Annotated in this window: 24 protein-coding genes and 2 pseudogenes; 13 read left to right on the forward strand and 13 right to left on the reverse strand. The window is 61.5% G+C overall.

Going from position 1 to position 23,394, the window contains the following annotated elements; genetic code table 11:
• Nucleotides 1–24 precede the first annotated feature (24 nt).
• Nucleotides 25–252 carry a hypothetical protein gene (locus tag KW836_RS02985; RefSeq protein WP_218342411.1) on the forward strand — a complete coding sequence of 76 codons (228 nt, stop codon included), beginning with the start codon at nucleotides 25–27 and terminating at the stop codon, nucleotides 250–252.
• A gap of 232 nt (nucleotides 253–484) precedes the next feature.
• Here the strand turns inward: KW836_RS02985 and KW836_RS02990 are convergent, their stop codons facing one another.
• The 3 genes from KW836_RS02990 to KW836_RS03000 all read right to left on the reverse strand — a co-directional run bounded on the left by KW836_RS02990 (nucleotide 485) and on the right by KW836_RS03000 (nucleotide 4,654).
• A complete protein-coding gene (locus tag KW836_RS02990) occupies nucleotides 485–2,971 on the reverse strand; it encodes a TonB-dependent siderophore receptor (RefSeq protein WP_370632975.1) in 2,487 nt (828 codons plus the stop codon).
• 113 nt (nucleotides 2,972–3,084) lie between these two features.
• Nucleotides 3,085–4,137 (reverse strand): FecR domain-containing protein, encoded by a 1,053-nt coding sequence (locus KW836_RS02995; RefSeq protein ID WP_218342412.1) that lies wholly within the window; start codon nucleotides 4,135–4,137, stop codon nucleotides 3,085–3,087.
• The gene (locus KW836_RS03000) at nucleotides 4,127–4,654 is read right to left on the reverse strand and encodes a sigma-70 family RNA polymerase sigma factor (RefSeq protein WP_218342413.1); all 528 of its coding nucleotides are present in this window, start codon (nucleotides 4,652–4,654) and stop codon (nucleotides 4,127–4,129) included. Before KW836_RS03000 ends, KW836_RS02995 begins: the two co-directional genes overlap by 11 nt.
• 163 nt (nucleotides 4,655–4,817) lie before the next feature.
• Here KW836_RS03000 and KW836_RS03005 point away from each other — a divergent pair, with 163 nt between their 5' ends.
• Nucleotides 4,818–5,267, forward strand: coding sequence for a hypothetical protein (locus KW836_RS03005; protein WP_255595087.1), 450 nt, complete (start codon nucleotides 4,818–4,820; stop codon nucleotides 5,265–5,267).
• Between the two features lie 71 nt (nucleotides 5,268–5,338).
• Here the strand turns inward: KW836_RS03005 and KW836_RS03010 are convergent, their stop codons facing one another.
• Nucleotides 5,339–5,908: a cytochrome b gene (locus KW836_RS03010; RefSeq protein WP_218342414.1), complete on the reverse strand. Its 570-nt coding sequence runs from the start codon at nucleotides 5,906–5,908 to the stop codon at nucleotides 5,339–5,341.
• Nucleotides 5,905–6,939, reverse strand: coding sequence for a catalase family peroxidase (locus KW836_RS03015; protein ID WP_218343252.1), 1,035 nt, complete (start codon nucleotides 6,937–6,939; stop codon nucleotides 5,905–5,907). Before KW836_RS03015 ends, KW836_RS03010 begins: the two co-directional genes overlap by 4 nt.
• A gap of 388 nt (nucleotides 6,940–7,327) precedes the next feature.
• On the opposite strand from KW836_RS03015, the pseudogene KW836_RS03020 reads away from it, so the two are divergent.
• Together KW836_RS03020 and KW836_RS03025 are read left to right on the forward strand one after the other, a co-directional pair.
• Nucleotides 7,328–7,791: pseudogene (locus tag KW836_RS03020) on the forward strand (sigma-70 family RNA polymerase sigma factor).
• Complete coding sequence (locus KW836_RS03025; protein ID WP_218342415.1) at nucleotides 7,788–8,525, forward strand: anti-sigma factor; 738 nt, start codon at nucleotides 7,788–7,790, stop codon at nucleotides 8,523–8,525. Before KW836_RS03020 ends, KW836_RS03025 begins: the two are co-directional and overlap by 4 nt.
• A gap of 100 nt (nucleotides 8,526–8,625) precedes the next feature.
• On the opposite strand, the gene KW836_RS03030 is transcribed toward KW836_RS03025, so the two are convergent.
• From KW836_RS03030 to KW836_RS03050, 5 genes are all read right to left on the reverse strand, one after another.
• Nucleotides 8,626–8,958 (reverse strand): hypothetical protein, encoded by a 333-nt coding sequence (locus tag KW836_RS03030; RefSeq protein WP_218342416.1) that lies wholly within the window; start codon nucleotides 8,956–8,958, stop codon nucleotides 8,626–8,628.
• 453 nt (nucleotides 8,959–9,411) lie between these two features.
• Nucleotides 9,412–9,933, reverse strand: a complete 522-nt coding sequence (locus KW836_RS03035) for a hypothetical protein (protein ID WP_218342417.1) — start codon at nucleotides 9,931–9,933, stop codon at nucleotides 9,412–9,414.
• Between the two features lie 6 nt (nucleotides 9,934–9,939).
• Nucleotides 9,940–11,037 carry a DUF262 domain-containing protein gene (locus tag KW836_RS03040; RefSeq protein ID WP_218342418.1) on the reverse strand — a complete coding sequence of 366 codons (1,098 nt, stop codon included), beginning with the start codon at nucleotides 11,035–11,037 and terminating at the stop codon, nucleotides 9,940–9,942.
• Between the two features lie 542 nt (nucleotides 11,038–11,579).
• Nucleotides 11,580–12,065, reverse strand: a complete 486-nt coding sequence (locus KW836_RS03045; RefSeq protein ID WP_218342419.1) for a hypothetical protein — start codon at nucleotides 12,063–12,065, stop codon at nucleotides 11,580–11,582.
• Between the two features lie 34 nt (nucleotides 12,066–12,099).
• Nucleotides 12,100–13,737, reverse strand: a complete 1,638-nt coding sequence (locus tag KW836_RS03050) for an anti-phage dCTP deaminase (protein WP_370632977.1) — start codon at nucleotides 13,735–13,737, stop codon at nucleotides 12,100–12,102.
• A 402-nt stretch (nucleotides 13,738–14,139) separates the two neighbouring features.
• Between KW836_RS03050 and KW836_RS03055 the strand changes: the two are divergent.
• Nucleotides 14,140–14,275, forward strand: a pseudogene (locus KW836_RS03055) (transposase); the annotation flags it as partial.
• Between the two features lie 41 nt (nucleotides 14,276–14,316).
• On the opposite strand, the gene KW836_RS03060 reads toward KW836_RS03055, so the two are convergent.
• The 3 genes from KW836_RS03060 to KW836_RS03070 form a co-directional block, all read right to left on the reverse strand.
• Complete coding sequence (locus tag KW836_RS03060) at nucleotides 14,317–15,045, reverse strand: class I SAM-dependent methyltransferase (protein WP_255595089.1); 729 nt, start codon at nucleotides 15,043–15,045, stop codon at nucleotides 14,317–14,319.
• Between the two features lie 51 nt (nucleotides 15,046–15,096).
• Nucleotides 15,097–15,423, reverse strand: a complete 327-nt coding sequence (locus KW836_RS03065) for a hypothetical protein (protein ID WP_218342421.1) — start codon at nucleotides 15,421–15,423, stop codon at nucleotides 15,097–15,099.
• Nucleotides 15,424–15,545: 122 nt separating this feature from the next.
• Nucleotides 15,546–16,739, reverse strand: coding sequence for an acetylornithine transaminase (locus KW836_RS03070; RefSeq protein WP_218342422.1), 1,194 nt, complete (start codon nucleotides 16,737–16,739; stop codon nucleotides 15,546–15,548).
• Between the two features lie 228 nt (nucleotides 16,740–16,967).
• Here KW836_RS03070 and KW836_RS03075 point away from each other — a divergent pair, with 228 nt between their 5' ends.
• The 8 genes from KW836_RS03075 (at nucleotide 16,968) to KW836_RS03110 (ending at nucleotide 23,331) form a co-directional block, all read left to right on the forward strand.
• Nucleotides 16,968–17,933, forward strand: coding sequence for a tripartite tricarboxylate transporter substrate binding protein (locus KW836_RS03075; protein ID WP_218342423.1), 966 nt, complete (start codon nucleotides 16,968–16,970; stop codon nucleotides 17,931–17,933).
• Nucleotides 17,934–18,199: 266 nt separating this feature from the next.
• Complete coding sequence (locus KW836_RS03080) at nucleotides 18,200–18,973, forward strand: SDR family oxidoreductase (protein WP_218342424.1); 774 nt, start codon at nucleotides 18,200–18,202, stop codon at nucleotides 18,971–18,973.
• A gap of 22 nt (nucleotides 18,974–18,995) precedes the next feature.
• Nucleotides 18,996–19,259: a hypothetical protein gene (locus KW836_RS03085; protein ID WP_175136998.1), complete on the forward strand. Its 264-nt coding sequence runs from the start codon at nucleotides 18,996–18,998 to the stop codon at nucleotides 19,257–19,259.
• Nucleotides 19,260–19,387: 128 nt separating this feature from the next.
• Nucleotides 19,388–20,296 (forward strand): LysR family transcriptional regulator, encoded by a 909-nt coding sequence (locus KW836_RS03090; protein ID WP_218342425.1) that lies wholly within the window; start codon nucleotides 19,388–19,390, stop codon nucleotides 20,294–20,296.
• Between the two features lie 198 nt (nucleotides 20,297–20,494).
• A complete protein-coding gene (locus KW836_RS03095) occupies nucleotides 20,495–21,277 on the forward strand; it encodes a transporter substrate-binding domain-containing protein (RefSeq protein ID WP_105236847.1) in 783 nt (260 codons plus the stop codon).
• A 17-nt stretch (nucleotides 21,278–21,294) separates the two neighbouring features.
• A complete protein-coding gene (locus tag KW836_RS03100; RefSeq protein ID WP_105236846.1) occupies nucleotides 21,295–21,963 on the forward strand; it encodes an amino acid ABC transporter permease in 669 nt (222 codons plus the stop codon).
• Entirely contained in the window at nucleotides 21,960–22,616 is a 657-nt protein-coding gene (locus tag KW836_RS03105) for an amino acid ABC transporter permease (protein ID WP_218342426.1), read from the forward strand. The genes KW836_RS03100 and KW836_RS03105 overlap by 4 nt, the downstream gene beginning before the upstream one ends.
• Nucleotides 22,597–23,331, forward strand: a complete 735-nt coding sequence (locus KW836_RS03110) for an amino acid ABC transporter ATP-binding protein (protein ID WP_218342427.1) — start codon at nucleotides 22,597–22,599, stop codon at nucleotides 23,329–23,331. The genes KW836_RS03105 and KW836_RS03110 overlap by 20 nt, the downstream gene beginning before the upstream one ends.
• Nucleotides 23,332–23,394: the final 63 nt, after the last annotated feature.

Here is a 23,394-nt window from a genome sequence, read left to right on the forward strand (position 1 = left end):
GCAGTGTGGCAGTAGTCGGTGGTGATGACCTATCGCCTCAATGCAAACGTTGTGCCAACTTGGAAGCGTCTTTTCCGTTGTTCTTTCTTATCAACTGCTTACGCGTGCTTCACCGCCAAACATGGCGATCTCAACGGCGCAAAAGCAGCGAAAGTGTTTTTTTCACCGGAAGTTCGGGCCATTTGTGGCCCGAGATTCTTCAACGGTTTGAAAACAAACAAAAAAAACTCGGGCCAACTTTGGCCCGCGTGAGCCAAAGTTGGCCCGGTCATCCGCGCTCAGACGAATCGCGCCGACCTTTACGCGCCGCCCTTCGGGCAATGGGGTTTAAATGATGATTGATGTCGGCCCTGCGGCAGGCGACTTCTGACACCCTTGGGAGATGCTCTGGGTATGATGCGAATCTCGCCAGGCTGTCAGACACCTTGAGAGAAATGCCCGCCGAGACATCCGGCAGGCCGTTTTCAATTGCGTCAAGAACGCGTCAGAACCTTCCCCGCAGCGTCAGCAGCACGCTGCGCGGCGCGCCGTAGTTGTTGCGGTTCTCCAGATAGCCCGGGTACTCGTAGTAGACCTTGTCGAACAGGTTGTTCACGTTTACCGCAGCAGTCCAATGCGAGGTCAGGTCGTACGCGACGCGCGCGTTCCAGACGCTGTAGGACGGACGCCGCACATTTGAGATCGTGTTGGTCAACGCGCTCTGCCAATTGACGCCTGCACCGAGGCTCAACCTATTCAGGTCCCCCGGCAGACGGTATTCGCTCCACACGCGCAGCATATGCCGCGGCGTTTCCTCGCTGAAGGTCTGGCCTTCACGCTCGGGGTCGCTCAGATACTTGTTGCTGTTGAACGTATAGCCCGCGGCCACTTGCAGGCCCGGCGCCAATTCGCCGCTCATCTCGGCCTCGAAGCCCTGGCTGCGCACCTTGCCCGCCGCGCGCGAGCAATAGCCGCCATTGCAGACCGGTCCGACCTCGTAATCCTGCACCGCGCGATTCTTCTGGTCGATGCGGTAGACGGCGAACGACGTGTTCAGCCTGCCGTCCATCAACTCGCCCTTGATGCCCAGCTCATAGTTGGCGCCCACGATCGGCTTGAGGACGCTGCCGTCCAGCGTGGTGGCGGTTTGCGGCTCGAAGATATCCGCATAGCTGGCATAGGCCGACCACTGCGGCGTCAGCGCGTAGACCAAGCCCAGGAACGGCGTGAACTCCGCGCTGGCTTTCGCGGTGCTGACGTCGTCCCACGTCGCGGCTTGCGTCGTGTAGCGGCTTTCAAACCAGCTGAATCGCCCGCCCGAGACCAGCGTCAGGTCGTCCGTCAGGCTGCTGCGCAATTGCGCATAGATGCCTTTCTGCACGTGCGGGTCATAGCGGGACAGCCGCTGCGAATCCGGAAAGCTCTCGGGCTTGGGCACATGCGGATCCGGATTGAAGACATCCAGCGGCAGGTAGTTGGACGCGTATTCGATCCGATCGCTGGATTTCAGGCGCGACATGCTCACGCCCACCGTCAGGTTCTGCGCCATGCCCCACGTCGTGAAGCGGCCGTTCACATTGGCATCAAAGCCAAAGTGCTCGGCGGACTTGTCGTAGTTCCAGGCATTGCGCATCGGTCCCATCAGCGTCACCGGGTCCACCGCGCCCGTCGCATCCAACGCCGACGTCAGGCTGCTTTCCTTCACGTAGGTGCCCGCAATGTTCAATCGCCAGTCGCTGTTGAAGCGATGCGTCAGATCGGCGAAGACCTGCGTCTCGTCGCGGTCCCATTGGTTCCAGTCCGCGCCCAGAAAGGTCGAGCGCTTCAGGTCCAGCGAGCGGCCGTCGCTGTAGCGCGGCAGCCCGCCAAAGAAGGGCGTCGACCGCACCCGCGACACAAGCACACCCGCGCCCACCGTCGTGCGCGGCGACACGTCGTAGTCCAGCGCAAAGTACAGGTTGGTGTTGCGTTCCTTCACCACGTCGATGAACGAACCCTTGGTGTCGTAGTCCAGCACCGCACGTGCCCGCAGGCTGCCGTCGGCGTTCAACGCGCCACCCGCGTCCAGCATCCCGCCAACGTGGTCCCACGAGCCCGCGCGCGCTTCCATCAGCACCTGCGTCTCGGCGGTAGGCCGCTTGCGCACCAGGTTGACCGATCCGCCCGGCTGGCCCGCGCCTTCCATCAGGCCTTGCGCGCCCCGCAACACCTCGACGCGATCCAGATACGCCGTGCTACCCGTGAAACTGTTGCCCACCGCGTAGAAGCTGCGCGACAGCGGCACGCCGTCGTACTGGATGTTCGTGATCTTGAAGCCGCGCGAATAGAAATTGCGGCCGCCGTCGGCCACTTCGCTGATCGTCACGCCCGTCGTGTTCTCCAGCACCTCGCTGATGGTCGAGAGATTCTGATCGTCCATGCGGCGGCGCGTGATCACCGTGACGGACTGCGGAATGTCCTTGAGCGCCTCTTCCGTCTTGCCGATGGTCGCCGCCCGGGCCGCGTAGGAGTTCGTGTTCTCGGTGGTCGCATTGAAGACGCCCGTCACCAGCACCGGCGCCAGCGTGCTGGCCGCGGACTGCGGCTCGGCCTCGATGCGGATGCCGCCATCCACATTGACGGCGCGATAACCCGTGCCAGACAGCAAGGCGCGCAAACCGTCTGCCACGCCATACTGGCCGTTCAGGCCCGCGCTACGCGCACCGTTCAACTGCGCGGACGAATACGCCAGCGAAATCCCGGCCTGCCTGGCGAATTCCGCCAGCGTGTCATTCAACGGACCCGGCGCGATCGCATAGGCGCGCGACGCGGCAGAGGGCGCGTTTGCGGCGGGCGCTGTCTGAGCGCGCGCAGTCGTCGGGCTGGCGGACAACGCGGCCAGACCGAGCGCCGCCGCCAGCGGCAGGAGAACGGCAAGGGAAGGGGTGGGGCAGGCGCGCATGCAAGCCCGGGCGCCCGGCGCCGTGGCGTCCGGGTGTCGGTAGGTCTTCACGAAAGGGTTACTCCAATGAGGGTCGGTCCATCTTGGGCAGTGCGCACTGCTTCAAGCGGTATGACGAACGAATTCGCCGATCCCCTCAAATAATTTTTACCGGGCGTTGTCCATCACGCGCGCGCCCGCACCCGCGTGACGCGCCCGCCCCACCACAGGCGGCCGGATTGCGGTTCGATCGGCAGGATCTGACGCAGCAGCGCCAGCACCTTGTGCGTGTCGTCCAGCTGAAACACGCCGGATACGCTAAGCCGCGCCACGGCGGGGTCGCATTCGATTGCGCCGTGATACCGCGACAGTTCCTGCAGGAATGCGGCGAGCGGCATATCCCGCACCGACAGCGCGCCTTCGACCCAGGCGCCGCCATCCATCACGCGGGTATCGGTTGGCCCCGCACTGAATACCTTCTGACGCGTCATCCCCGCGGATTCGCCTGCCTGCAGTGTCTTTGCGGCCTCGTCGCCGCCATCGCGCGGCAGCATGGCGACCATGCCTTCGTCCACCGACACTTCACTGGCCTCGTCCCGCTGACGTACCCGATAGCGCGTCCCCAACGCCCGCGCCTGACCATCGCGCGTCTCTACAAACAGCGGACGCGACAGCGGGTCGCTGCCGGAGATCAGATAGACCTCGCCGGCCAGCAACGTGATCCGCCGCGCTTGATCGCCATAACGGATGTTGACTGCCGTGTCCGTGTTCAGCACCAGCGTGCCGCCGTCCGGCAACACGACCCGCCGCCGCTCGCCGCGCGACGTGGCCACGTCCGCCAGCGCATGCTGAACCAGCTGCGCATCGCGCGCCTGCCACGCCATCCAGCCGCCCGCCGCCAGCACACCCAGCGACATCAACGCCTTGCGCCGCGAGCGCAGCGCCTGCGCCGTTCCCGTCTGCCGAAGAATTTGCGCCGCGGCTTCTGGCGGCATGTCCACTGCGGGCCGCTGCAAACGCGCGCTGAGCGCCTGCAACCGTTCCCAGACGAGCGCATGCGCCGGGCTGGCGCCCAGCCACACATCGAACGCCCGCCACGCCGACGCGTCCGCCGTGTTGTATTGCAGCTTGATGCGCCAACGGATGGCGGCGTCCAGCACCGCCGCATCGCCCGCGCCGTTCAGGGTGGCATCCGCACCCGCGCCGGTCTTGCCGGACTCAACGCGATCAGCACTCATAGACCAGGCGATAGCAGTGTTGCAGCGCCTGCGCCAGATAGCGCTCCACCGTCGCCACCGACTTACCCACCTGCCGCGCGATCTGCGGGCAGGTATGGCCCTCCATCTGCGCCAGCAGGAACACCTCGCGCACCTCGGGCTTCAACCGGCCCAGCATCTGCGCGATCTGCTCCAGCGATTCCAGGATCAGCAGCCGCGACTCTTCGGACGGCCAATGCTGTTGGGGATAGGTCTGCAACACCGCCAGGTAATTGCGCTCGATTTCCTGGCGGCGCCAATGGTCCACCAGCAGGCGGTTGGCGATGGTACGCAGATAGGCGCGCGGTTCGCGCAGGGCGGTTTCGGTCTGGGCGGAGGAATTGGCCGAGAGCAGGCGGACAAACGTGTCCTGCGCCAGATCCGCCGCGCGATGCGCGTCGCCAAGCTTCAGGCGCAGCCAGCCATGGAGCCAGGAATGGTGGTCACGGTAAATTGTCGAGATACCGGCGTCGGAACTGGCGCTGGGCTTGGCGGACATCGGACGGGCTTTGTTAATGGGAATGGTTCCCATTATAGGGGCGAAGGCGGAATGGGTCGGATTGGATGATGTGGGCGGCTTCGGGATGGGTTCTTCGCTTTGCGGCCGTCGGTCTGGCGTGAATCGGGTATTTGAGGCCTAAGATGTCGCCCAAGGAGCGAGTATGGCCACCAAGAAAACGACACCATCGCTGAAGCATTCCGCCCGCCGCGTCGCCATGACGCTATGCGCGACCAGCCTGCTTGCCGCATGCGAGCCCTCGCTGCCACCACCGCCGGCCGGGTCGAAGCTCACTGCTGAAACTATCGCCACGCGCGAGGCGCCGGCTGAGCATCAGTTCAGGGGCGTGCTCGCGGGAAAGCCTATTCATCTGCTTGCGCACAACTGCAAGGTGTATCGGGTAGACCCAGCCGAAGGCGAGAACGTGAGCTGGACGCTGGTGCTGGAAGGCGATTTCTATCCCTTGCCGACGTCATGCTTGAGTCAATCGCTGACGGAAGAGAAGGGCGGCGTGACGGCGTTCATCGGGCGGCAGGCGCTTGGCGCTGGCGGGTGTTGCACGGGAACGCCGAAGTATCGGACGAAGGATGGCGTGACGTGGAAGCCGAATTGAGTTCGTGTCACCCCCTTTGCGCTTCGATCGCATGGGCCATGGAGGATGCCTCGCATGGCCCATTCCCCACGTCAGCGCGATGACACCGGACGCCCGCGCGTCATCGATTCCAACACGCCATCCCGCCGCACCCAGCCATGAAACAACGCCGAAGCCAGATGCAGCAGCACCGTCGCGAACAGCAGGAAGGCCAGATACCGATGCGCGCCCCGTAGCCAAGCGAACAGCGCCGCATCCGCAGGCGCAATCGGCGGCAACTGCCATGCGCCCGCCACGACCGGATAGCCGCCCGCTGACAGCATCGCCCAGCCGACCAGCGGCATCGCGAACATCAGCGCGTACAGCAGGACGTGCGAGGCCAGCGCCGCGTGACGTTGCCAGGCCGGCAGATCAGCCGGCAACGCAGGCGCACCCTTGAACAATCGTCTGGCCAGACGGATGCACACCAGCGCCAGCAGCGCCAAACCCAGCGGCTTATGGATCTGCACCAGCCACTGATGCCGCTCGGATACCGACGCCACCATACCGACGCCGATGAACAGCATCGCGAGTATGCCGGCCGCCATCGACCAATGCAGCACGCGTGCGAATAGGCTGAACGTGGCGGGCGGCCGGCGGGTTTGATTAGGCGACGAGATCATTGGGCGCGCTCCGGTTGGGTCAAATGGGATGACGCAGCGGCGGCCTGAGGCGCCCCTTCGCCCGTGCGGCGTTCATAAGAGGCCGCGTAGGCCGCGGATCGCGCCGCCAGCAGCGGATCGTCGGACACGGCGATGCCTTGCGGCAAGACGGTCGGGTCGTAGTTCACGTCGCGACAGGGACCATCGCTTTGCGGGGCGCTGCTGGTTATCACCACGGTGCCGGCGTCGACGGTCGGCCGGTCCGCCGGCCACTGGCGGGTTGCATCGTTGGTGGAATCGCCGGGCTGGCCTAACGTGAGCAACAGACGCCACCGCAACGGCCCTTGCGTCAGTCGCTGTTGCAGATCGCTTTGCAGATAGTCAGCATCGTGCCCCGGCTGCGCCACAGGCGCCGCCGCCGCATTCAACGGCGCCAACTGCCAGCGCACCGGCTGGCGCTTTCCGTTCCCATCGATCAGGTAGAACGCGTTCAGGCCGTAATAGTCTTCGGTGGCGTAGCTGGCCGAAGGCTTGGCGGTCTTGGCCCACGCAAGGAACGCCGCCGCTTCAGGATGCGCCGCAAAGAAGGCCTGCATGCGCTGCGGATCGGGCTTGCCCGTCTTGGGATCGGGCCGACCGGCAAGCTGCTGATCGTAGAACGCCTGAGGGGTCGACAGCGGAAACACCGGCATGCTGTTCATGCCGGTACGCCACTGTTCGCCATTGGCCGACGTGAACATCAAGGCAAAGCTGCGGATCGGGACGCTGGAGTCCGACGCGTAAGGGTTGCCGCCGGGCAGGGCGAGCCGTCCCACCACCGGCGTGCTGCCCGGCGCAAACACCGAGGCGGTGGATAAGTCGTGGGCGGCGCCGCTGCTTTCAAAGCGGCCGATCACACAGACGCCTTTGGCGTGGTTACGGCGAAAGCCCTCGTGGACGCCGCTGTTGGCTTCCAGGGCGTTCACCACGCGGTCTGGGGTCAGGCGCTGAGGGTCAAGCCAGCCGCCTACGTAGGCGAACGCGGCGCCGGAGGCGAGCACGATGGCGCCAATTGCGGTGAGGCGAAGGAGGGTTTGCGGGGCGGTGAGTGGCCGGGGCGTCTGGCTCCGGCCTTTCGGGGGCTGGCCGTCTTGGTGCCGTGCACCCGTCGTTTGACGATTCGGCGGCAGGCGGCCCGGCGGCTGGCTTCCCGGTGGCGTTTGACCCGGCGGCGGGCCGTTGCGGTCAGATCCTTGTTGCATAAGGCTCCTTGCCCATGGGGCGATGAATACCCCTGTAGGACGCCACCCCAAAAAAGTTATTCCCCGATGGAATAAACCCGCCGGGGCGGCGTCTTACTGCATTGACCTGTAAGCTGGTTGCGCAGGCCTGTCCCAGGAACCCGCCATGATTCAACCGGTCCGCGTGCCGCCCGACGCGCCGGCATCCACCGACGACGAGATGCCAGCGGAAGAACTCTCCGACGCCGTGCTGCGCCAACTACTGCCGCGCCTGCGGCGTTTTGCGCTGCGCCTCACGCGCGATGCGGTCGCGGCCGCCGTCCGCAAGGCGACGTGCGCGCGTGGCTCTTCACCATCCTGTACCGCCAGTTCCTGGACTCCCAACGCCGCTCGCGCCGCTATGCGCGGCTGCTGTCATGGTTTGCCGGCTCCGACGCCGCCGCGCCGTCGGCCGAGCGCGAGGTCATCGCGCGATCTTCCCTGGATGTCTTCGAACGCCTGCCCGAGGCGCAGCGCACGCTGCTGTGGCTCGTCAGCGTGGAAGGCATGAGCTACAAGGCCGTCGCCGATGTTTTAGACGTACCGCTAGGCACCGTCATGTCGCGCCTGTCCCGCGCGCGGAGTGCCTTGCGTGAATTGCATGAGGGGCAGACCGGCGAGGCTCGTCTGAGGATATTGAAATGAAAGAACGCTCTATCGATGATCTGACGCGTAATGCGTATGTGGACGGACAGTTGGATCCGTCGCAATTGCAGGAGCTGCAGGCGTATTTGCGGGCGCATCCGGATGAGGCGCAGGAGCTGGAGGCTTGGCGTCGGGATGCGCAGCGGCTGCGGGAAGCGGCTGGCGGGGACGGTTTGCCGGGTAATCCTGCGTTGGATCCTGCTGCGGTGCGCGCGGGGCTAAGGGTTCGCACGCGGCGGCGGATGGCGATGGTGGCTAGTCTGGTTGTGGCGGTGGCGATTGGCGGCGTCACGGGATGGAGTGCTCGTGATACGGCCTTGGCGAATCGGGTGCTGCCGATGCAGGATGCGATGCAGGCTTATCGGTTGTTTGCGTCAGCAGATGCGCCGCAGCCGGACGTGCGGGCCGATGCTGGGGATTTGCAGGGGTGGTTGGATGCGTATTTTGCGCATGCCGAGCGGTTGCCTAATTTGAGTGAAAGCGGGTTTAGGCCTGTTGCTGCGCGTTTGTTGGCTACCGATCAGGGGCCTGCGGCGCTTGTTATCTATGAGAACGCGGGGCAGCGCGCTACGTTTTATATTCGGCCGCCTGGGCCGGGGGGGCAGTTTCTGGCGCAAGGGAGCCGGAGGGATGGGGAGCTGGTGGCGCGGTATTGGTCGGGGCAGGGGTACAACTATGCGCTGGTGACGGCGGGGGATGAGCGCGGTCAGACACCGCAAATAGGTGAGTCGTGACGGCCAGCTATTTAAGGGCCCGAGCTCGGGGTACGTAATCGCCAAAATCGAAAGACTAGGGCCTGTCGCATATCGCGCCAGGCCCGAGCCGCCTTTGCGCTTATTGAATCGACGCGGGCGCGTCGTGCGTGGGATCGGCGCAATCGACGTCTTGTGCGCACTCTCTTGCCGTTTCCAGCATGGACTCTGTCATGACGCCCATGTGTTCACACAATCCTTCCACGCCGCCCAATAACGCGGTCACGGTCCATGCGTCCAGCGGCTGCGCACCGGTGGCGTCGGGTTCGGAGGCGCTGTTGCCGACGAGGCGAGCGATCGATGCGATGGCGTAGCGGGCGCGGTCGATGTTGTAGAGGTGGGCGAGGGGAACCAAGCCGTATTCGGAATTGGTTTCGACGGACCAGGGGTTATCGGTGAGGGGATTCGATTGCATAACAGGCTCCAAAGACTGATGAAGCCCGCACCCCACTTCCAAATGGGGTGGGCGGGCACGAGGCAAGGTTGGAAGACCGGCGTCTTTGGAAACCGGCGTGCGCGAACGCACCCTCGCCAAGGCCCGCCCATAGGACGTGCAGAGGCGTATGGACGTGAAAATGCCGCCAGAGCGGCGGCTAGTCCGCCAAAGACCTCGCCGGCTTCCAAACCGGGCTACCGTTGGTGCGGTAGTGCAGGGAGTATACGGCAGGAGATTCAACTAGGAATGGTCAGGATGACTGTTTTGACCGCGGCGCAGTGATCTAACTCGAAGCCCTCTTTCGACCCGTTCCCCGCATCAAGTGATGCACGAATCGACGGGCTGAGCCAGCACATCGGGTCGAACTGTGAACTTACGGCGTATTGCCGAAATCTGACTCTTACCGTATTTCGATGAGCTGGGTGGGAAAGGCTAGCAACTGAAATGAACTAAAGCACTCTCTAGAGCCAGTAAAGCATTTTCAGCTTGAGTCACAAATGGAACAAGCGCATTTGGAGCTGGGATGGATGAAGTGCTTTGTGGATAAGGCTGGGATGCGTCAAGATGAGTGTGGGCGTAGTGGTTCCGAAGAGGAACTAACGACGATACTGCAGCCATAAACGGCATAAGAGTAGTGGCCCCTATATGCGCTTCAGCTTGTTCAAGCACTTTAAATCCGATCACAGCTGTAAGCATTTTCTCAAAATGCCTAGAATATTCAAACCCGTACGTTCTTTTAACATATTGCTGCTGGATCGCATGCAGCCTGTCCGAGGATAAATTGCAACGGTGAGCCGAGTCGATCACTATACTGTCCATTGCCTCTTCCAGCCATCCGCACACGTCTAACAACGCCGCTTTCGAAGGCAACAACAACTCTCTCAAATTTTGAGCTTCGTCATAATGTGCTTGATACACACTGATGTTTTGCAACAACTCCGCCGTACTCAACATTGGTAATCATCCAAAAATCTCGCGCGCAGCACTTAGTCGGCTTCTAATCTTGTCCGTCGCGGTGGTGTCCGATTTGAGTTCGCTTGGGGAGAGAGAGGGGTTTTCGCGCAAAAGCGAAAGCCTTTCCCCTAATTCCAAATCTGTCAAAGCTTCCAATTCATCGATGTTGTCGGCAATACCCACAAGCGCAGCGTCAATCAGAGTATGGGGAGGCTTCGCAACGCGATCGCTAACCAATGCGCGGGAAAGAACGGTGGCGGCTCGAATGAATAGTTGGCGCTTTTCGTTCAACTGATCTGCAGATGCGAGCCTATGCTCGTGCATGTAATCATTCAAAAATTTTGCCATTTTGCCGGCATAACTATCGCTGTTCTCGTAGAGCGCTAAAAAACGCAATATGAGTTCTACAGAGCGGAACCTTGTACCCTTACCGGGAAGCCTGTTTTTTGTCGTCTTCCAACTGGCATCCGAGTCCAATTGATACAGCATCTCATTGAATGGTCCAGAATAGATGCAGTTCCGAATTTCTTGATTATTAAGACGGACACCTCCGGCATTAAGACGATGAAAAATCGTAAATAAATAGTTCGTGTGAGTTTCCTTCGAATAGTCGCAGCGAATAACCGTGATAGGAAGACTAAGATTTCTAACTCTTCGATACAGCGTCTCCGACTCACCTCGGGCTTCAATCAACTCCGCGGCCGTCTTTCCCGCTATTCGGGCATCAATATCATCGAGGCGCGAAAGTCGCCAACCCGGCTGTCTGCTCAGGAAAGAGACAATGGCGGTCATGCGCTGCAAACCATCTACGACCTGCCATTTCTGTGTTTTAAAGTCCAAGCTAAAACACATGCTAGGAATAGGAAGCTGCTTTACCAGCGAATCAATAAAGCGAGACTGGTCGGGCTTTTTCCAAACCACTTCGCGTTGAAAATGGGGTTGAATTTCAAGGGTGCCCTCTTCAAACAGACGGACCAAATCTGCGCAGGAGCGAAGTTCATTAAAGGACACCACATCAGGAGGCGGTTGAAGATCGAAATTGTAGGAGCCAAACTCGTCTTCGTGTGCAGTCAATTCAGTTACCCCTTCTATTCTGTGGATCACGCCACAATTCATATGAAGCTTTGAGAGTAGGATTCATTAATCATGTACGAAAAACACGCGAGCCGTCCAGAAATTCTCCGGGCAAAAATGTACAAATTCCGAACTTTGTAAGCCTTGCGCCCCGAGTCCTTTATATATTCTCGCAAATGGGTGACGGAGTTCACTCAACCCTCGGGAGGAATTTATCGCTCTTTCCATCTCCCCTTCGAAGAATAAGAGCTTATGAACGATGGAAGGCTACTAACCAGAATTATCATCGAAGAGGGCAATCCGGATTTTTTACGGCAACTTGAAATTAATATCCGGACGGATCCCAACAACTGTTGCCTAGCGCGCGTGATCGTGCAATCCACTTCGAATTGGCGCGGGACAAATCTCCACCCAGCTGCTAGCAAATTAACGTTGCATAAATTCATGCGAGTTTAGTTCGGATATTTCTGCAATTTCTGTCAAGAGGCTTTCCTACTAAGAGAATTAATCGATTAGTAGGGCTTTTGACCATAAGTTCAAACCAATTCCGAACCTTTCCTATACTAACCGTGTCACATTGCGAGCAGCTCACGTCGAAAAGTTGAAACACTAACACTTTCAGTTTGAGTCTGTTGACACACTAAGGAAGACAAGTGTCGGCGAGCATCTTGCAGAATACTTCGATCATCAAATACGATGGCGTATAACCCTTCCGCTTGATTCTGATCCTGAACAAGATTTTCTATAAATTGCAGCCACTTTGACGTGTCTCCAATCCTTCCTAGAACGTCCACATAGTTAACTTTTAATGCGGACAGCACTCGCAAAGCAGACGCGCGCGTCGGGGCGACGAAATCCATTCGCGGCGCAACTCTTATATCGAGAAGCCATTTAGGTTGATAGCGCGCAATAAATTCCTCGAACACAGCAGGAAAGTTGAGATCTGCTTCGTGCACCAGCATCACAGATAAGCCGTCTTCAAACGGAAGACGTAACTGCACATCTTTCCGATTGCCCTGACGCTCCACCAAATCATCGATGGGAAAATCGTTTGTCACGACCAATCTTAGATGATTCCGTGGAAGGTCTCGGTTATTCATCGTGGGAACCATTTTTAATGAGTTGGGTCTCGACATCAACGTAGCTAGATCGCAACAATTCTGGGCGGATAGAAGTGTCAGAATCTCCAAATTCCATTTGACCTTTCGAATTCTTCAATCTGCGATCTTTCAAAAATGCACGCTTATATAGGCGCGGAGCTACGCCTGTAAACGGGCGAAATAAAACGAATGGAGGAGCGTGGCTTGCGCCGTGTTCTGTCGCCGCACTCAATACCACCTCGCTTGGCGGACGCCAATCCACTGCACTAGACACAATGGCATCACCGTGCAAACTCAGCGCTTTACTTTTTTGATACGGCTCGATGAATTGCACCTCATCAACCCCCGCTGCAACAATGTGGCGAGCACAGTAGTGACACGGAAACGTAGTTACAAACATTCGCGTTCCGACGGTCGAGGTTCCCTGCCTCCCAGCTGAAAGCAAAGCATCCATTTCCGCGTGTACCGCACGACTAAATTCGAGAAGGCGACCCACTTCCGTCTTCCGCAATCGCGATTGCAACTCTACGCCGTCATCCTGGGCTTTGAGCTCGGGAAAAGCGTCAATGATATGCTGAATGATCGTCTGCTGCTCGACAGTGTTACTGCAAACACCACCAGCAACGGCGCACCGATGATCGTACTCGTGACCGTGGAGTACGTCCATTCGAAACCCCCCACCGTAGACCCCGCCTCCGGCTCGCGGCACTTCGTTGGCCCCGGTCGCCACGACGTTTCCTGCGGCATCCATCAAAGCTGCGCCCACTTGACGAGATAGGCATGCGCTACGCATCCCAGACCCGTAAGCATGGAACATGCCCGTCTCGTTGGGGAGCGGTCTGACAACCTTCGTATGTGTCAGGATATCGATCAAGCGGCCGAGCTTATCGGCGACATCCCACGCCGGGTTTTCGACGTCCATTTTGCCCTCCCGAATCATTCGAGCAGGCGTGTTATCTACGAAAAAGTCAGAGAGGTGAAAAGTGTCCGTCACCTTTTGACCATGAGGCGCGTCTGCATCCTCATCCCGACGCATAAATGCTTCAATCTCAGCTTCTGTCGAGTCTTTGCACTTGGAAGAACTCAGTCGTTGTTTTCGCACTTCTTCATCGCAAACAACGCCAATCTGACAGAATGCATCTTGGTAGACCTGTCGCAAAAGGGCCGTCTCCGCAGGCTGCTTGAGGGAGTCGATGATGTAGGCGCGGCGCTCAGCGACTGCCGCCCCGCCGGCCATGCGACTTTCGGTGTGACCCTTCCTTCGGTCATGCATCTCTCGCATCAGACGGATAGCCACAGCTGCCTTGTCACTTGTTTCAAGACGGCACAGGTCGCCCAAATCCTGTAAAGATTTTGCGCGCAACAACTTCGTCGCACTGTCGACTTCCCGACCGCGAGTCACGGCCCAAGACTCAATAACATTTGACGCTTTGAGAATTTCCGCTTGAATTCCGGCGTTATTGAGTAGGCGTTGAAGTGCATCTGCCACCCAGCTAGTTCCGGACCCAGCCGGCCCGACTACCGCGAAAACATACTCATTGGCTACTAGGTCCTTTAACGTTTGACTCGAGTCGCGTCCGGTTCGCATCTTGACCAGTGGGGCGCTTACTAACTTGGGCTGAGCACTCATGTTTTATCTCAGTAATTGTCTCCAGGTGATTCTACTCGGCAGTTACGTGATGTACCAAAATTAACGTTTGGTGGTGCTCGTTAATCGTTAGACGCACGCGAATGCGCCCCTAGATAAGATCGACCCGGCTCGGAATCGCCTAGATCGCGTAGTGGAGATAATTACTTCGCGAGTGCTACTTCAAGAGCTGCAGGTACCTCGGCCACCGCGCGGCGGACGTGCACTCGGCGCCCGATCCTCACCAGCCTGAACTAAGCTGGCTGGAAGGAGTGCCGTACCATAGCCGCCACTACAACCGAGCATCCCGTCTGAGAGAGCCCAGGCCGGGCAGCAGCCTCTGGATGCGGTCGCCGAACGCCCGTGGGTGTGAAGCACCCTAAGATCATCAAAGCTTGACGAGACGCAGAAGAGCAGGGCATACCATTCTTTGAATTCCCCTCTGCGATCCGACACGTAATCGACACAACCAATGCGATAGAGAGCGGAAATGCGCAGCTTCGCAAGATCATCAAAAACGCGCAGCCACTCACCATGGGACCGACGCCATGTAACAGTTCGCCGTCTTCTATAGGGAACAATTTACCCGGCCCGATATGGACTCACAGCCAGCTGGCTAGCTAATGATGCAATGTCAGCGCAAATGCCTAGAACACAAAAATTTTGACACTCCCCAACGTTCGGGGCGAGTCGTTTCCTCGTCCCTCCCCGTTTCGCCAACCACACCGTCGCCCCTCCACACCCGGCATCCTCCACCACATGCCGCACCACCTCAAACCCATTCCCCGCCAACAACTCCCGATACTCCGCCCCTTCCAAACTCCCGTGATACAGCGGCCGCCCTTCAAACTCCCCAATCGCCTCACCTAACCCTGTCCCACTCGTAAACATCCACACCGCCCCCGGCGCAGCCAACCGCCCGAACTCCCCAAACATCCCCCGCTGATCCTCTGGCGATAAATGAAAAAAGCTATGCCAAGCGATCAACCCATCAAACGCCCCCGCCACCGGCATCTTGCGCATATCCCCAGCAATCCACTGATGCTCAGGAAACGCCGCCTTCGCTCGATTCAATAACGGCACCGACGTATCCACACCCGTGATCCGGCAGCCACGCTCAATCAGATACTGGGCAATCGGCACCCCAAACCCACACCCAATATCCAACACCCGCGGACTCGCCCCCGGCAGCAGCGCCAGAAACGCATCCAGCCACGCGCGCTCGATCAGCCCCGTCCCACGCAGCCGCACAAACGCGTCGGCATGCTCCCGATAGATCGACACCACGTCATCAGCAGGCGACTTGGACATCTTCAAACTCCCGAAACGGCGACCAAAACACCCAGCCCCTCAGCGGGCGAATCAACCGCAAACGCCCGAATCACCATGGAAGCACTCCCACGCCTCCGACTCAATATCCTCAATCACCACCCCATCCTCACCCGCGATGGTGAACTGCTCCTGGCTATCTCCAATACTCGCCGCCCCATCTAACCCCAGTAGCAGCGAATACATCGTGTCCCGCAGCGCCAGGTCCAAAACGCCACGCACGCCCTCAAGCTGCGCCGCCGACAACCCCAGCCCGCGCACCTTGGCCGCGACCGCGCTCCCGCCGTCCGCCGACATGAACGTCTCCAACAGCTCACCCCGCAGCGCATTCCAGTTGCCGACAAATTCCTTCGCGTCCATTCGATTCCTTTGATATGTCCCAACCCACGGCCGCATACCCAACCCCAACCGCGATCCAATCAACCCAAAAAAACAAGGGCCGCATAATCGCGGCCCCTGCATTCACTACCTTCTAACCCTCATCAAGCCTTACGCACCTGCGCAATCAGCGCATCCAGCTGCTTCAGCATCGAATCCACTTCCTCGGCCGTCACATTCAGCGCGGGCATGAAGCGCAGCAGGTTCGGACGCGGGGCGTTCAGCAGCAGACCTTCCGGCGCCTGATTGCGCGCAGCCTCGACAATCGCCGGACCGTCATCACGATCCATGACCAGCGCGCGCAGCAGACCCATGCCGCGTTCGCCCTTCATGCCGTACTTGGCCGAGATGGCCAGCAGGCCTTCGGACAGCTGCTTGGCGCGGGCGTTGACCGCGTCCATGAAGCCCGGCGCGACCAGCGCGTCGAAGACGGCGACGCCAACGGCAGTGGTCAGGGGGTTGCCGTTGTAGGTGCCGCCTTGGTCGCCGTGCTGGAACACGCTGACTTCCTGACGGGCCAGCAGGGCGGCCAGCGGCACGCCGCCGCCGATGCCCTTGGCCAGCGTCATGATGTCGGGGACGACGTCAAAGTGCTGGTAGGCGAACATCTTGCCGGTGCGGCCCATGCCGGTTTGCACTTCGTCGACGATCAGCAGCAGTTGGTTTTCATCGGCCAGCTTGCGCAGGCCTTGCATGAATTCCTTGGTGGCGGGCAGCACGCCGCCTTCGCCTTGGACGGGTTCCAGCATGATGGCGACGGTCTTGTCGTCGATCAGCTTGCGCACGGATTCCAGGTCGTTCAGTTCGGCCTTGGGGAAACCTTCGACCTGCGGGGCGAACATCTTGTCCCAGCCCGGCTTGCCCGACGCGGACATCGTTGCCAGCGTGCGGCCGTGGAAGCCGTGGTTCATGGTGATGATCTTGTAGGCGCCGTTCTTCTTGACCTGGCCCCACTTGCGCGCGAGCTTGATGGCGCCTTCGTTGGCCTCGCCGCCGCTGTTGGCGAAGAAGACGCGGTCGAAGTCGGACGCGCCGGTCAGGCGCTGGGCCAGCTCGATCGAGGGGATGTTGTAGAACGCCGGCGACGGGTTCATCAGCTTTTGCGACTGTTCGACCAGCGCGCGCTGCATTTCGGGCGCGGAGTGGCCCAGGGTGTTCACCGCCCAACCCTGCACGAAGTCCAGGTATCGCTTGCCCGCGTGATCCTCCAGCCAGGATCCCTTGCCGCTGACGAACACGAGGTCCGGGCGGGAGGTGATCTCCATGAGGGTGTCGACGTTGAACTGGCTGAATTCCATGGCGGTTCCTGCGGGATGTAAGGACAGGGGATGAGGGAAATTTCGAGGGATTCCCCAGGGGGAAGCGCGAAAAGGCAAATGTAGCACCGACGGGGGGATGCTATTGTGACGCTACCCCTCCGATCTGCCCCGGGCCGGCCTCACAAGGGCTGCCAGCGCGGGCGCTCTATTTTATGCAGGCGATGCGCCCCTCGCGCGCAGTCCGCCGTCGCTTTTTACTGACCAATCATGAAACGTATTCTTTCCAGTCTTGCCGCCGGCCTGGCCTTGGCCGCCGCCATGACGCCCGCGCACGCGGAATTTCCCGACCGTCCCATCCGCCTGATCGTGCCGTTCCCGCCGGGGCAGGCGACCGACATCTTTGCGCGCGCGCTGGCCGAGAAGCTGGGCGCGGCGGTCAAGCAGCCCATCGTGGTGGAGAACCGCGCGGGCGCGGGCAGCAATATCGGCATGGAGCAGGCCACGCGCGCGGCGCCGGACGGCTACACGCTGGTGATCGCGGGTAGCGCGGCGGCGGTGAATCAGACGCTGTACAAGACCATTAACTACAGCCTGACGAAGGATTTTGCGCCGGTGTCGGGGGTGTTCTCGGTGCCGCTGATGTTCCTGGCGACGCCGGCTTCGGGCATTACGTCGCTGCAGCAACTGGTGACGCAGGCGCGTGCGAATCCTGGCGAGCTGGCGTATGCCAGCGCGGGCATTGGCGGCACGCAGCATTTGTCGGCCGAGATGTTCAAGGCGGCGGCGGATATTGATATTCGCCACATTCCGTACAAGGGCAGTGGCCCTGCGCAGGCGGATTTTCTGGGGCATCAGGTGCCGCTGATGGTGGACTCGGTGACGGCGGGTTTGCCGCACGTGCAGAGCAAGAAGGCGGTGGCGTTGGCGGTGACGACGGCGAAGCGGCTGCCGCAGTTGCCGAATGTGCCGACCGTGGCGGAATCGGGCTATCCGGGGTTTGAGGCGATTGGCTGGGCGGCGGTGTTGGCGCCGAAGGGGACGCCTGCGGAGATTACCGATGCGCTCAGCAAGCAGATCGGGCAGGTGTTGAATACGCCGGAGATGCAGAAGTTCTTCCGGGATCGTGGCGCGGAGCCGATGCCGTTGACGCCTGAGGCGACTGGGTCGTTTATTGCCTCGGAAGTGGATAAATGGGGCAAGGCGGTGAAGCAGTCGGGCGCGCAGGTGGATTGAGCGCGTTCCTCGATTGACGTCGCTGCAAGCCGTCCCTGGATTAGGGACGGCTTTTTTGTTGGTGGACCTGGCTCTGACTTCGGCGTTCTTCGGGAGGCCGGCGAAATATTGCCAGGTGTCAGACACCTTCTCGACCTTCGCACCGCGCGCCGCGATTGGGTGGTTTTTCTGGATGATCCATCCAGCTTCAGGTGGTTTATCGGGCGCGAGCGCTTGCCTAAGCTCGTAGCTCCATCGACATCCGAAACACCTGAAGGAGATTTTCCATGGCGGACCATTCGATCAAAGGCAAGGTCGCGATCATTGCGGGCGGGGCGAAGAATCTGGGCGGGCTGATTGCGCGCGATTTGGCTGAGCAGGGCGCCCGCGCGGTGGCGGTCCATTACAACAGTGCGGCGTCGAAGGCCGAAGCCGAGGCGACTGTGGCGGCGGTGCAGGCGGCGGGCGCCAAGGCGGTGGCGTTGCAGGGCGACCTGACGACGGCAGCGGCGGTGGAGAAGCTGTTTGCCGACGCGGTGGCGGCGGTGGGCCGGCCGGATATCGCGATCAATACGGTGGGCAAGGTGCTCAAGAAGCCCTTCACCGAGATCAGCGAGGACGAATACGACGAGATGGCGGCGGTAAATTCCAAGACGGCGTTTTTCTTTCTGCGCGAGGCTGGCCGGCACGTGAATGACAACGGCAAGGTGTGCACGCTGGTGACGTCGCTGCTGGGCGCCTTCACGCCGTTCTATGCGGCCTATGCGGGCACGAAGGCGCCGGTGGAGCACTACACGCGCGCGGCGGCCAAGGAGTTTGGGGCGCGGGGGATTTCGGTGACGGCGGTGGGGCCGGGGCCAATGGATACGCCGTTCTTCTATCCGGCCGAGGGCGATGATGCCGTGGCGTATCACAAGACCGCGGCGGCGCTGTCGCCGTTCAGCAAGACAGGGCTGACGGATATCGAGGACGTGGTGCCGTTCATCCGCCATCTGGTTAGCGACGGCTGGTGGATCACGGGGCAGACCATCCTTATCAACGGCGGCTACACGACCAAATAGGCGGCAGACCAGGGAGAGCGGCATGCATATGGCGATGGTGATCGGAGGCGGCGCGGTGCTGTTGGGCGTGTTCCTGCTCTTCGGCAAGCTGTGGGGCGGCGATGCGGCGGCGCTGGCGGTGGCAGCCAAGGCGTTCATTCCCGTCTGGCTGGTGGTGGCGCTGGTGAATATGTGGGTGGGCGTGACGCACGCCGGGTACACCGTGCGCGAGGAATTGCCGATTCTGGCGGTCGTGTTTCTGGTGCCGGCGGCGCTGGCTGCCGTGGCGATCTGGCGCAGCGGCTGACGCGGCCGGATCGGATCCCGATCAGCCCCCAATTGCGGCTATGCTTTTCATGCATTGCGCGCGCCCCCGGCATCGGGATGGCGCGCGCTTCCCGTTGCACCGTCCCCCCGCATCGCCACAGGCCGCTCATGGACCGATTCGACCAGTACCGCGTATTTGCGCAGGTTGCCGAGATGGGCAGTTTCATCAAGGCGGCGCATGCGCTGGACGCGCCCCGCGCGTCGGTGTCCGCCGCGATCCAGCAACTGGAAACCCAGCTCGGCGTGCGGCTGCTGCATCGCACGACCCGGCAGGTGCGGCTGACGGCCGATGGCGAGCAACTGCTGGAGCGCGTGCTGCCGCTGCTGGCGGAAGTGGAAGACATCGACCAGTTGTTCCAGGCCAGCGAGCGGCAGGTGTCGGGCCGATTGAGCATTGACGTGCCCAGCCGCGTGGCGCGACGGCTGATCGCGCCGCAGTTGCCGGGCCTGCTGCGCCGGCATCCACGGCTGCAAGTGGTGCTGAGTTCCACCGACCGCGCCATCGATCTGGTGCAGGAAGGCGTGGACTGCGCGGTGCGCATCGGCGCGCTGCACGACAGCAGCCTGGTGGTGCGGCCGCTGGGCAGCATTGCGCTGATCAATTGCGCCAGTCCGGCTTACCTGCGCGAACACGGCGAACCGATGCAGCCGGAAGATCTGGCCACCGGCCATTGGGCGGTCGGCTATGCGTCGCCGAAGACCGGGCGGGAATTGCCCTGGGAAACCGTGTCGCCCGATGGCGGCGTGCGCCAGGATCCGGTGCGCAGCCGGGTGGTGGTGAACAACGCCGAAAGCTATATCGCCTGCTGCCTGGCGGGGCTGGGGCTGATCCAGATTCCCCGGTTCGACGTGCAGCATCTGCTGAATGCGGGCGAACTGGTGGAAGTGATGCCGGCCGCGCGCGCGGCGTCCATGCCGGTGTCGCTGCTGTATCCGCACCGCCGCCAGCGCTCGCGGCGGCTGGCGGTGTTTCATGAATGGTTCGAAGGGTTGATGGCGGGCTACGTGGACGCCTGAATCCAAACGTCCAAAGCGGTGCCTGCGCGCCCGCCCGCGGCGCATCCGCCGCACCATCGCGGGGCGTCTGCACGACCTTTGCCCGTCGCCTCCCCGCACACGCGCGTGGCACGGACTTTGCTTTGACTCTCTTTGTATACCGACTTGGTGTGCAACGCATTGACCCGGCCGGGCAGTGCGGGCCCTGGAGAGTTCCTCATGAAACGCAGATCCCTGTTGCTGTCCCTTTGCGCCGCCGCCACGCTGCTGGCTGCTCCTGTGTCGCACGCCGATGCGCTGGACGATATCGTCAAGGCGGGCGTCATCAAAATCGCGGTGCCGCAGGACTTTCCGCCCTTTGGGTCGGTGGGCTCGGACATGAAGCCGCTGGGCTATGACATCGACACGGCACAGCTCATCGCCAAGCAACTGGGCGTGAAGCTGGAACTGGTGCCGGTCACCAGCGCCAACCGCGTGCCCTACCTGCAGACGAAGAAGGTGGATCTGGTGATCTCCAGCATGGGCAAGAATGCGGAGCGCGAGAAGGCCATCGACTTTTCTGAAGCGTACGCGCCGTTTTTCAACGGCGTGTTCGGCCCGGCGGACCTGAAGGTGTCGTCCGCCGCGGACTTGGCCGGCAAGACCATTGGCGTCACGCGCGGCGCGGTGGAGGACATCGAGCTGACCAAGATTGCGCCCGAGTCCGCCACGGTCAAGCGGTACGAGGACAACAACGGCACGATCACCGCCTTCCTGTCGGGCCAGGTGCCGATGATCGCGACGGGCAACGTGGTGGCTGCGGCGATCCTGGCGCGCAATCCGCCCAAGAAGCCCGAAACGAAATTCCTGATCAAGAACTCGCCTTGCTACATCGGCCTGAACAAGGACGAACCGAAGCTGCGCGCCCGCGTGAACGACATTCTGGCGGCCGCCAAGCAGGACGGCTCGTTGTCGGCGATTTCGCAGAAATGGCTGGGCGCCGCATTGCCCAAGGATCTGTAGCCTAAGCGGCGGCCGTCATGGCTTACCAGTACGACTTCGCCTCGGTGTTCGAGTACACGCCGGTGCTGCTCAAAGGCATCGGCGTGACGATCGAACTGATTGCGTTCGGCGCGGTGGCGGGCGTGGCGATCGGCATCGCGTGCGCCTGGGTGCGCACGCAGGGCCCGACGTGGCTGCGCGCGCCGGTCACCGCGTACGTCGAGCTGATCCGGAACACTCCGTTTCTGATCCAGCTCTTTTTTGTGTTCTTTGGCCTGCCGTCGCTGGGCATCCAGCTTGGAGAAATGCAGGCGGCGTGCCTGGCGATGGCATTGAACCTGGGCGCCTACAGCACCGAGATCATCCGCGCCGGTATCGACGCCACGCCGCGCGGGCAGTATGAGGCAGGCGCGAGCCTTGCGCTGTCGCGGCTGCAGGTGTTTCGGCACGTCGTGCTGATGCCCGCGCTGATGCGGATCTGGCCGGCGCTGTCGTCGCAGATCGTGATCGTGATGCTGGGGTCGGCGGTGTGCTCGCAGATCGCGGCCGAGGACCTGACGTTTGCGGCGAACTTCATTCAGTCGCGCAACTTCCGGGCGTTCGAGGTGTATCTGGTGACGACCGGCATCTATCTGGCACTGGCGGTGCTGCTGCGGCAGATCCTGCGCATGACCGGTCGGCGGCTGTTCCGCAAGGCGGCACGATGATCGAATTTTCTACCTGGGACATCGTGCGCAACCTGCTGCTGGCGGCGCGCTGGACGATCATTCTGTCTCTTGCAGCCTTTGCGGGCGGGGCGCTGATGGGCGTGCTGGCGCTCATGATGCGCACGTCGCGCGTGGCCGCGATGCGGCGCATCAGTTGGGCATACATCGAACTTTTTCAGGGCACGCCGCTGCTGATGCAGCTGTTCCTGGCGTTCTTCGGCCTGTCGCTGATCGGCGTGGAGGTGCCGCCGTGGCTGGCCGCGGGCGCGGCGCTGACGTTGTGGTCGGGCGCGTTTCTGGCGGAGATCTGGCGTGGCTGCGTGGAGGCCATACCGAAGGGACAATGGGAAGCGTCGGCCAGCCTGGCGCTGGGCTACGTGCAGCAGATGCGGTATGTCGTGCTGCCGCAGGCGCTGCGCATTGCGGTGGCGCCCACCGTCGGCTTTGCGGTGCAGATCGTCAAGAGCACGGCGCTGACGTCCATCATCGGCTTCACGGAACTGTCGAAGGCGGCCACGGTTATCACCAACGCCACCTTCAGTCCCTTCACCGTCTATGCCTGCGCGGCGCTGATCTATTTCGCGCTGTGCTGGCCCCTGTCGCGCCTCAGCCTCCGGCTGGAAAGGAAGTTGCATGCCCCTCATCGCCCTTGAAGACGTCCGCAAGCGGTTTGGCGACAACGAAGTGCTGAAAGGCGTGACGTTGCGCGTCGATCCTGGCGAGGTGATTGCCATCATCGGTAAGAGCGGTTCGGGCAAGAGCACGCTGCTGCGATGCATCAACGGGCTGGAGCAGATCGACGGCGGCGCGATCATGGTGGCCGATGCGCAGTTGGGCGACGATGAGCTGCGGCTGCGTGCGCTGCGGCTGAAGGTGGGCATGATCTTTCAGCAGTTCAACCTGTTTCCGCACTTGACCGTGGGGCGCAACGTGATGCTGTCTCCCATGGTGGCCAAGCGTGTCCCCGAGCGCGAGGCCGAGGACATGGCCCGAGCGATGCTGACCCGCGTGGGCCTGGCGCACAAGTTCGACGCGTGGCCGGACGAATTGTCGGGCGGGCAGCAGCAGCGCGTGGCGATTGCCCGCGCGCTGGCGATGCAGCCGCTGGCGCTACTGTGCGACGAGATTACGTCGGCGCTGGATCCGGAGCTGGTCAACGAAGTGCTGGCGGTAGTGCGCGAACTGGCGGCAGACGGCATGACGCTGTTAATGGTGACGCATGAGATGCGCTTTGCGCGCGAGGTCTGCGATCGCGTGGTGTTCATGCACCAGGGCCGGGTGCACGAGATCGGCCCGCCCGAACAACTGTTCACTGCGCCGGCCACGGTGGAGTTGCGGCAGTTCCTGGGGATGACGAACCTGGCGTGAGCCGCAGGTAAAAATGCACCACCTGTCCTGGTGCGCATGCCTCTATCGCGGGTGCGGCGCGGT

The sequence above is a fragment of the Achromobacter sp. ACM05 genome, from assembly GCF_019218915.1.
GTDB lineage: Bacteria > Pseudomonadota > Gammaproteobacteria > Burkholderiales > Burkholderiaceae_B > Achromobacter > Achromobacter animicus.

What these genes read in the sequence shown, in the direction of transcription:
- KW836_RS03065 (WP_218342421.1), bottom strand. Translation starts at nt 15,423, where the DNA reads ATGGACGCGAAGGAATTTGTCGGCAACTGGAATGCGCTGCGGGGTGAG.
- KW836_RS02985 (WP_218342411.1), top strand. Translation starts at nt 25, where the DNA reads ATGACCTATCGCCTCAATGCAAACGTTGTGCCAACTTGGAAGCGTCTT.
- KW836_RS03025 (WP_218342415.1), top strand. Translation starts at nt 7,788, where the DNA reads ATGAAAGAACGCTCTATCGATGATCTGACGCGTAATGCGTATGTGGAC.
- KW836_RS02995 (WP_218342412.1), bottom strand. Translation starts at nt 4,137, where the DNA reads ATGAGTGCTGATCGCGTTGAGTCCGGCAAGACCGGCGCGGGTGCGGAT.
- KW836_RS03110 (WP_218342427.1), top strand. Translation starts at nt 22,597, where the DNA reads ATGCCCCTCATCGCCCTTGAAGACGTCCGCAAGCGGTTTGGCGACAAC.
- KW836_RS03090 (WP_218342425.1), top strand. Translation starts at nt 19,388, where the DNA reads ATGGACCGATTCGACCAGTACCGCGTATTTGCGCAGGTTGCCGAGATG.
- KW836_RS03070 (WP_218342422.1), bottom strand. Translation starts at nt 16,739, where the DNA reads ATGGAATTCAGCCAGTTCAACGTCGACACCCTCATGGAGATCACCTCC.
- KW836_RS03010 (WP_218342414.1), bottom strand. Translation starts at nt 5,908, where the DNA reads ATGATCTCGTCGCCTAATCAAACCCGCCGGCCGCCCGCCACGTTCAGC.
- KW836_RS03080 (WP_218342424.1), top strand. Translation starts at nt 18,200, where the DNA reads ATGGCGGACCATTCGATCAAAGGCAAGGTCGCGATCATTGCGGGCGGG.
- KW836_RS03100 (WP_105236846.1), top strand. Translation starts at nt 21,295, where the DNA reads ATGGCTTACCAGTACGACTTCGCCTCGGTGTTCGAGTACACGCCGGTG.
- KW836_RS03035 (WP_218342417.1), bottom strand. Translation starts at nt 9,933, where the DNA reads ATGTTGAGTACGGCGGAGTTGTTGCAAAACATCAGTGTGTATCAAGCA.
- KW836_RS03085 (WP_175136998.1), top strand. Translation starts at nt 18,996, where the DNA reads ATGCATATGGCGATGGTGATCGGAGGCGGCGCGGTGCTGTTGGGCGTG.
- KW836_RS03030 (WP_218342416.1), bottom strand. Translation starts at nt 8,958, where the DNA reads ATGCAATCGAATCCCCTCACCGATAACCCCTGGTCCGTCGAAACCAAT.
- KW836_RS03000 (WP_218342413.1), bottom strand. Translation starts at nt 4,654, where the DNA reads ATGTCCGCCAAGCCCAGCGCCAGTTCCGACGCCGGTATCTCGACAATT.
- KW836_RS03095 (WP_105236847.1), top strand. Translation starts at nt 20,495, where the DNA reads ATGAAACGCAGATCCCTGTTGCTGTCCCTTTGCGCCGCCGCCACGCTG.
- KW836_RS03050 (WP_370632977.1), bottom strand. Translation starts at nt 13,737, where the DNA reads ATGAGTGCTCAGCCCAAGTTAGTAAGCGCCCCACTGGTCAAGATGCGA.
- KW836_RS03105 (WP_218342426.1), top strand. Translation starts at nt 21,960, where the DNA reads ATGATCGAATTTTCTACCTGGGACATCGTGCGCAACCTGCTGCTGGCG.
- KW836_RS03005 (WP_255595087.1), top strand. Translation starts at nt 4,818, where the DNA reads ATGGCCACCAAGAAAACGACACCATCGCTGAAGCATTCCGCCCGCCGC.
- KW836_RS03060 (WP_255595089.1), bottom strand. Translation starts at nt 15,045, where the DNA reads ATGTCCAAGTCGCCTGCTGATGACGTGGTGTCGATCTATCGGGAGCAT.
- KW836_RS03075 (WP_218342423.1), top strand. Translation starts at nt 16,968, where the DNA reads ATGAAACGTATTCTTTCCAGTCTTGCCGCCGGCCTGGCCTTGGCCGCC.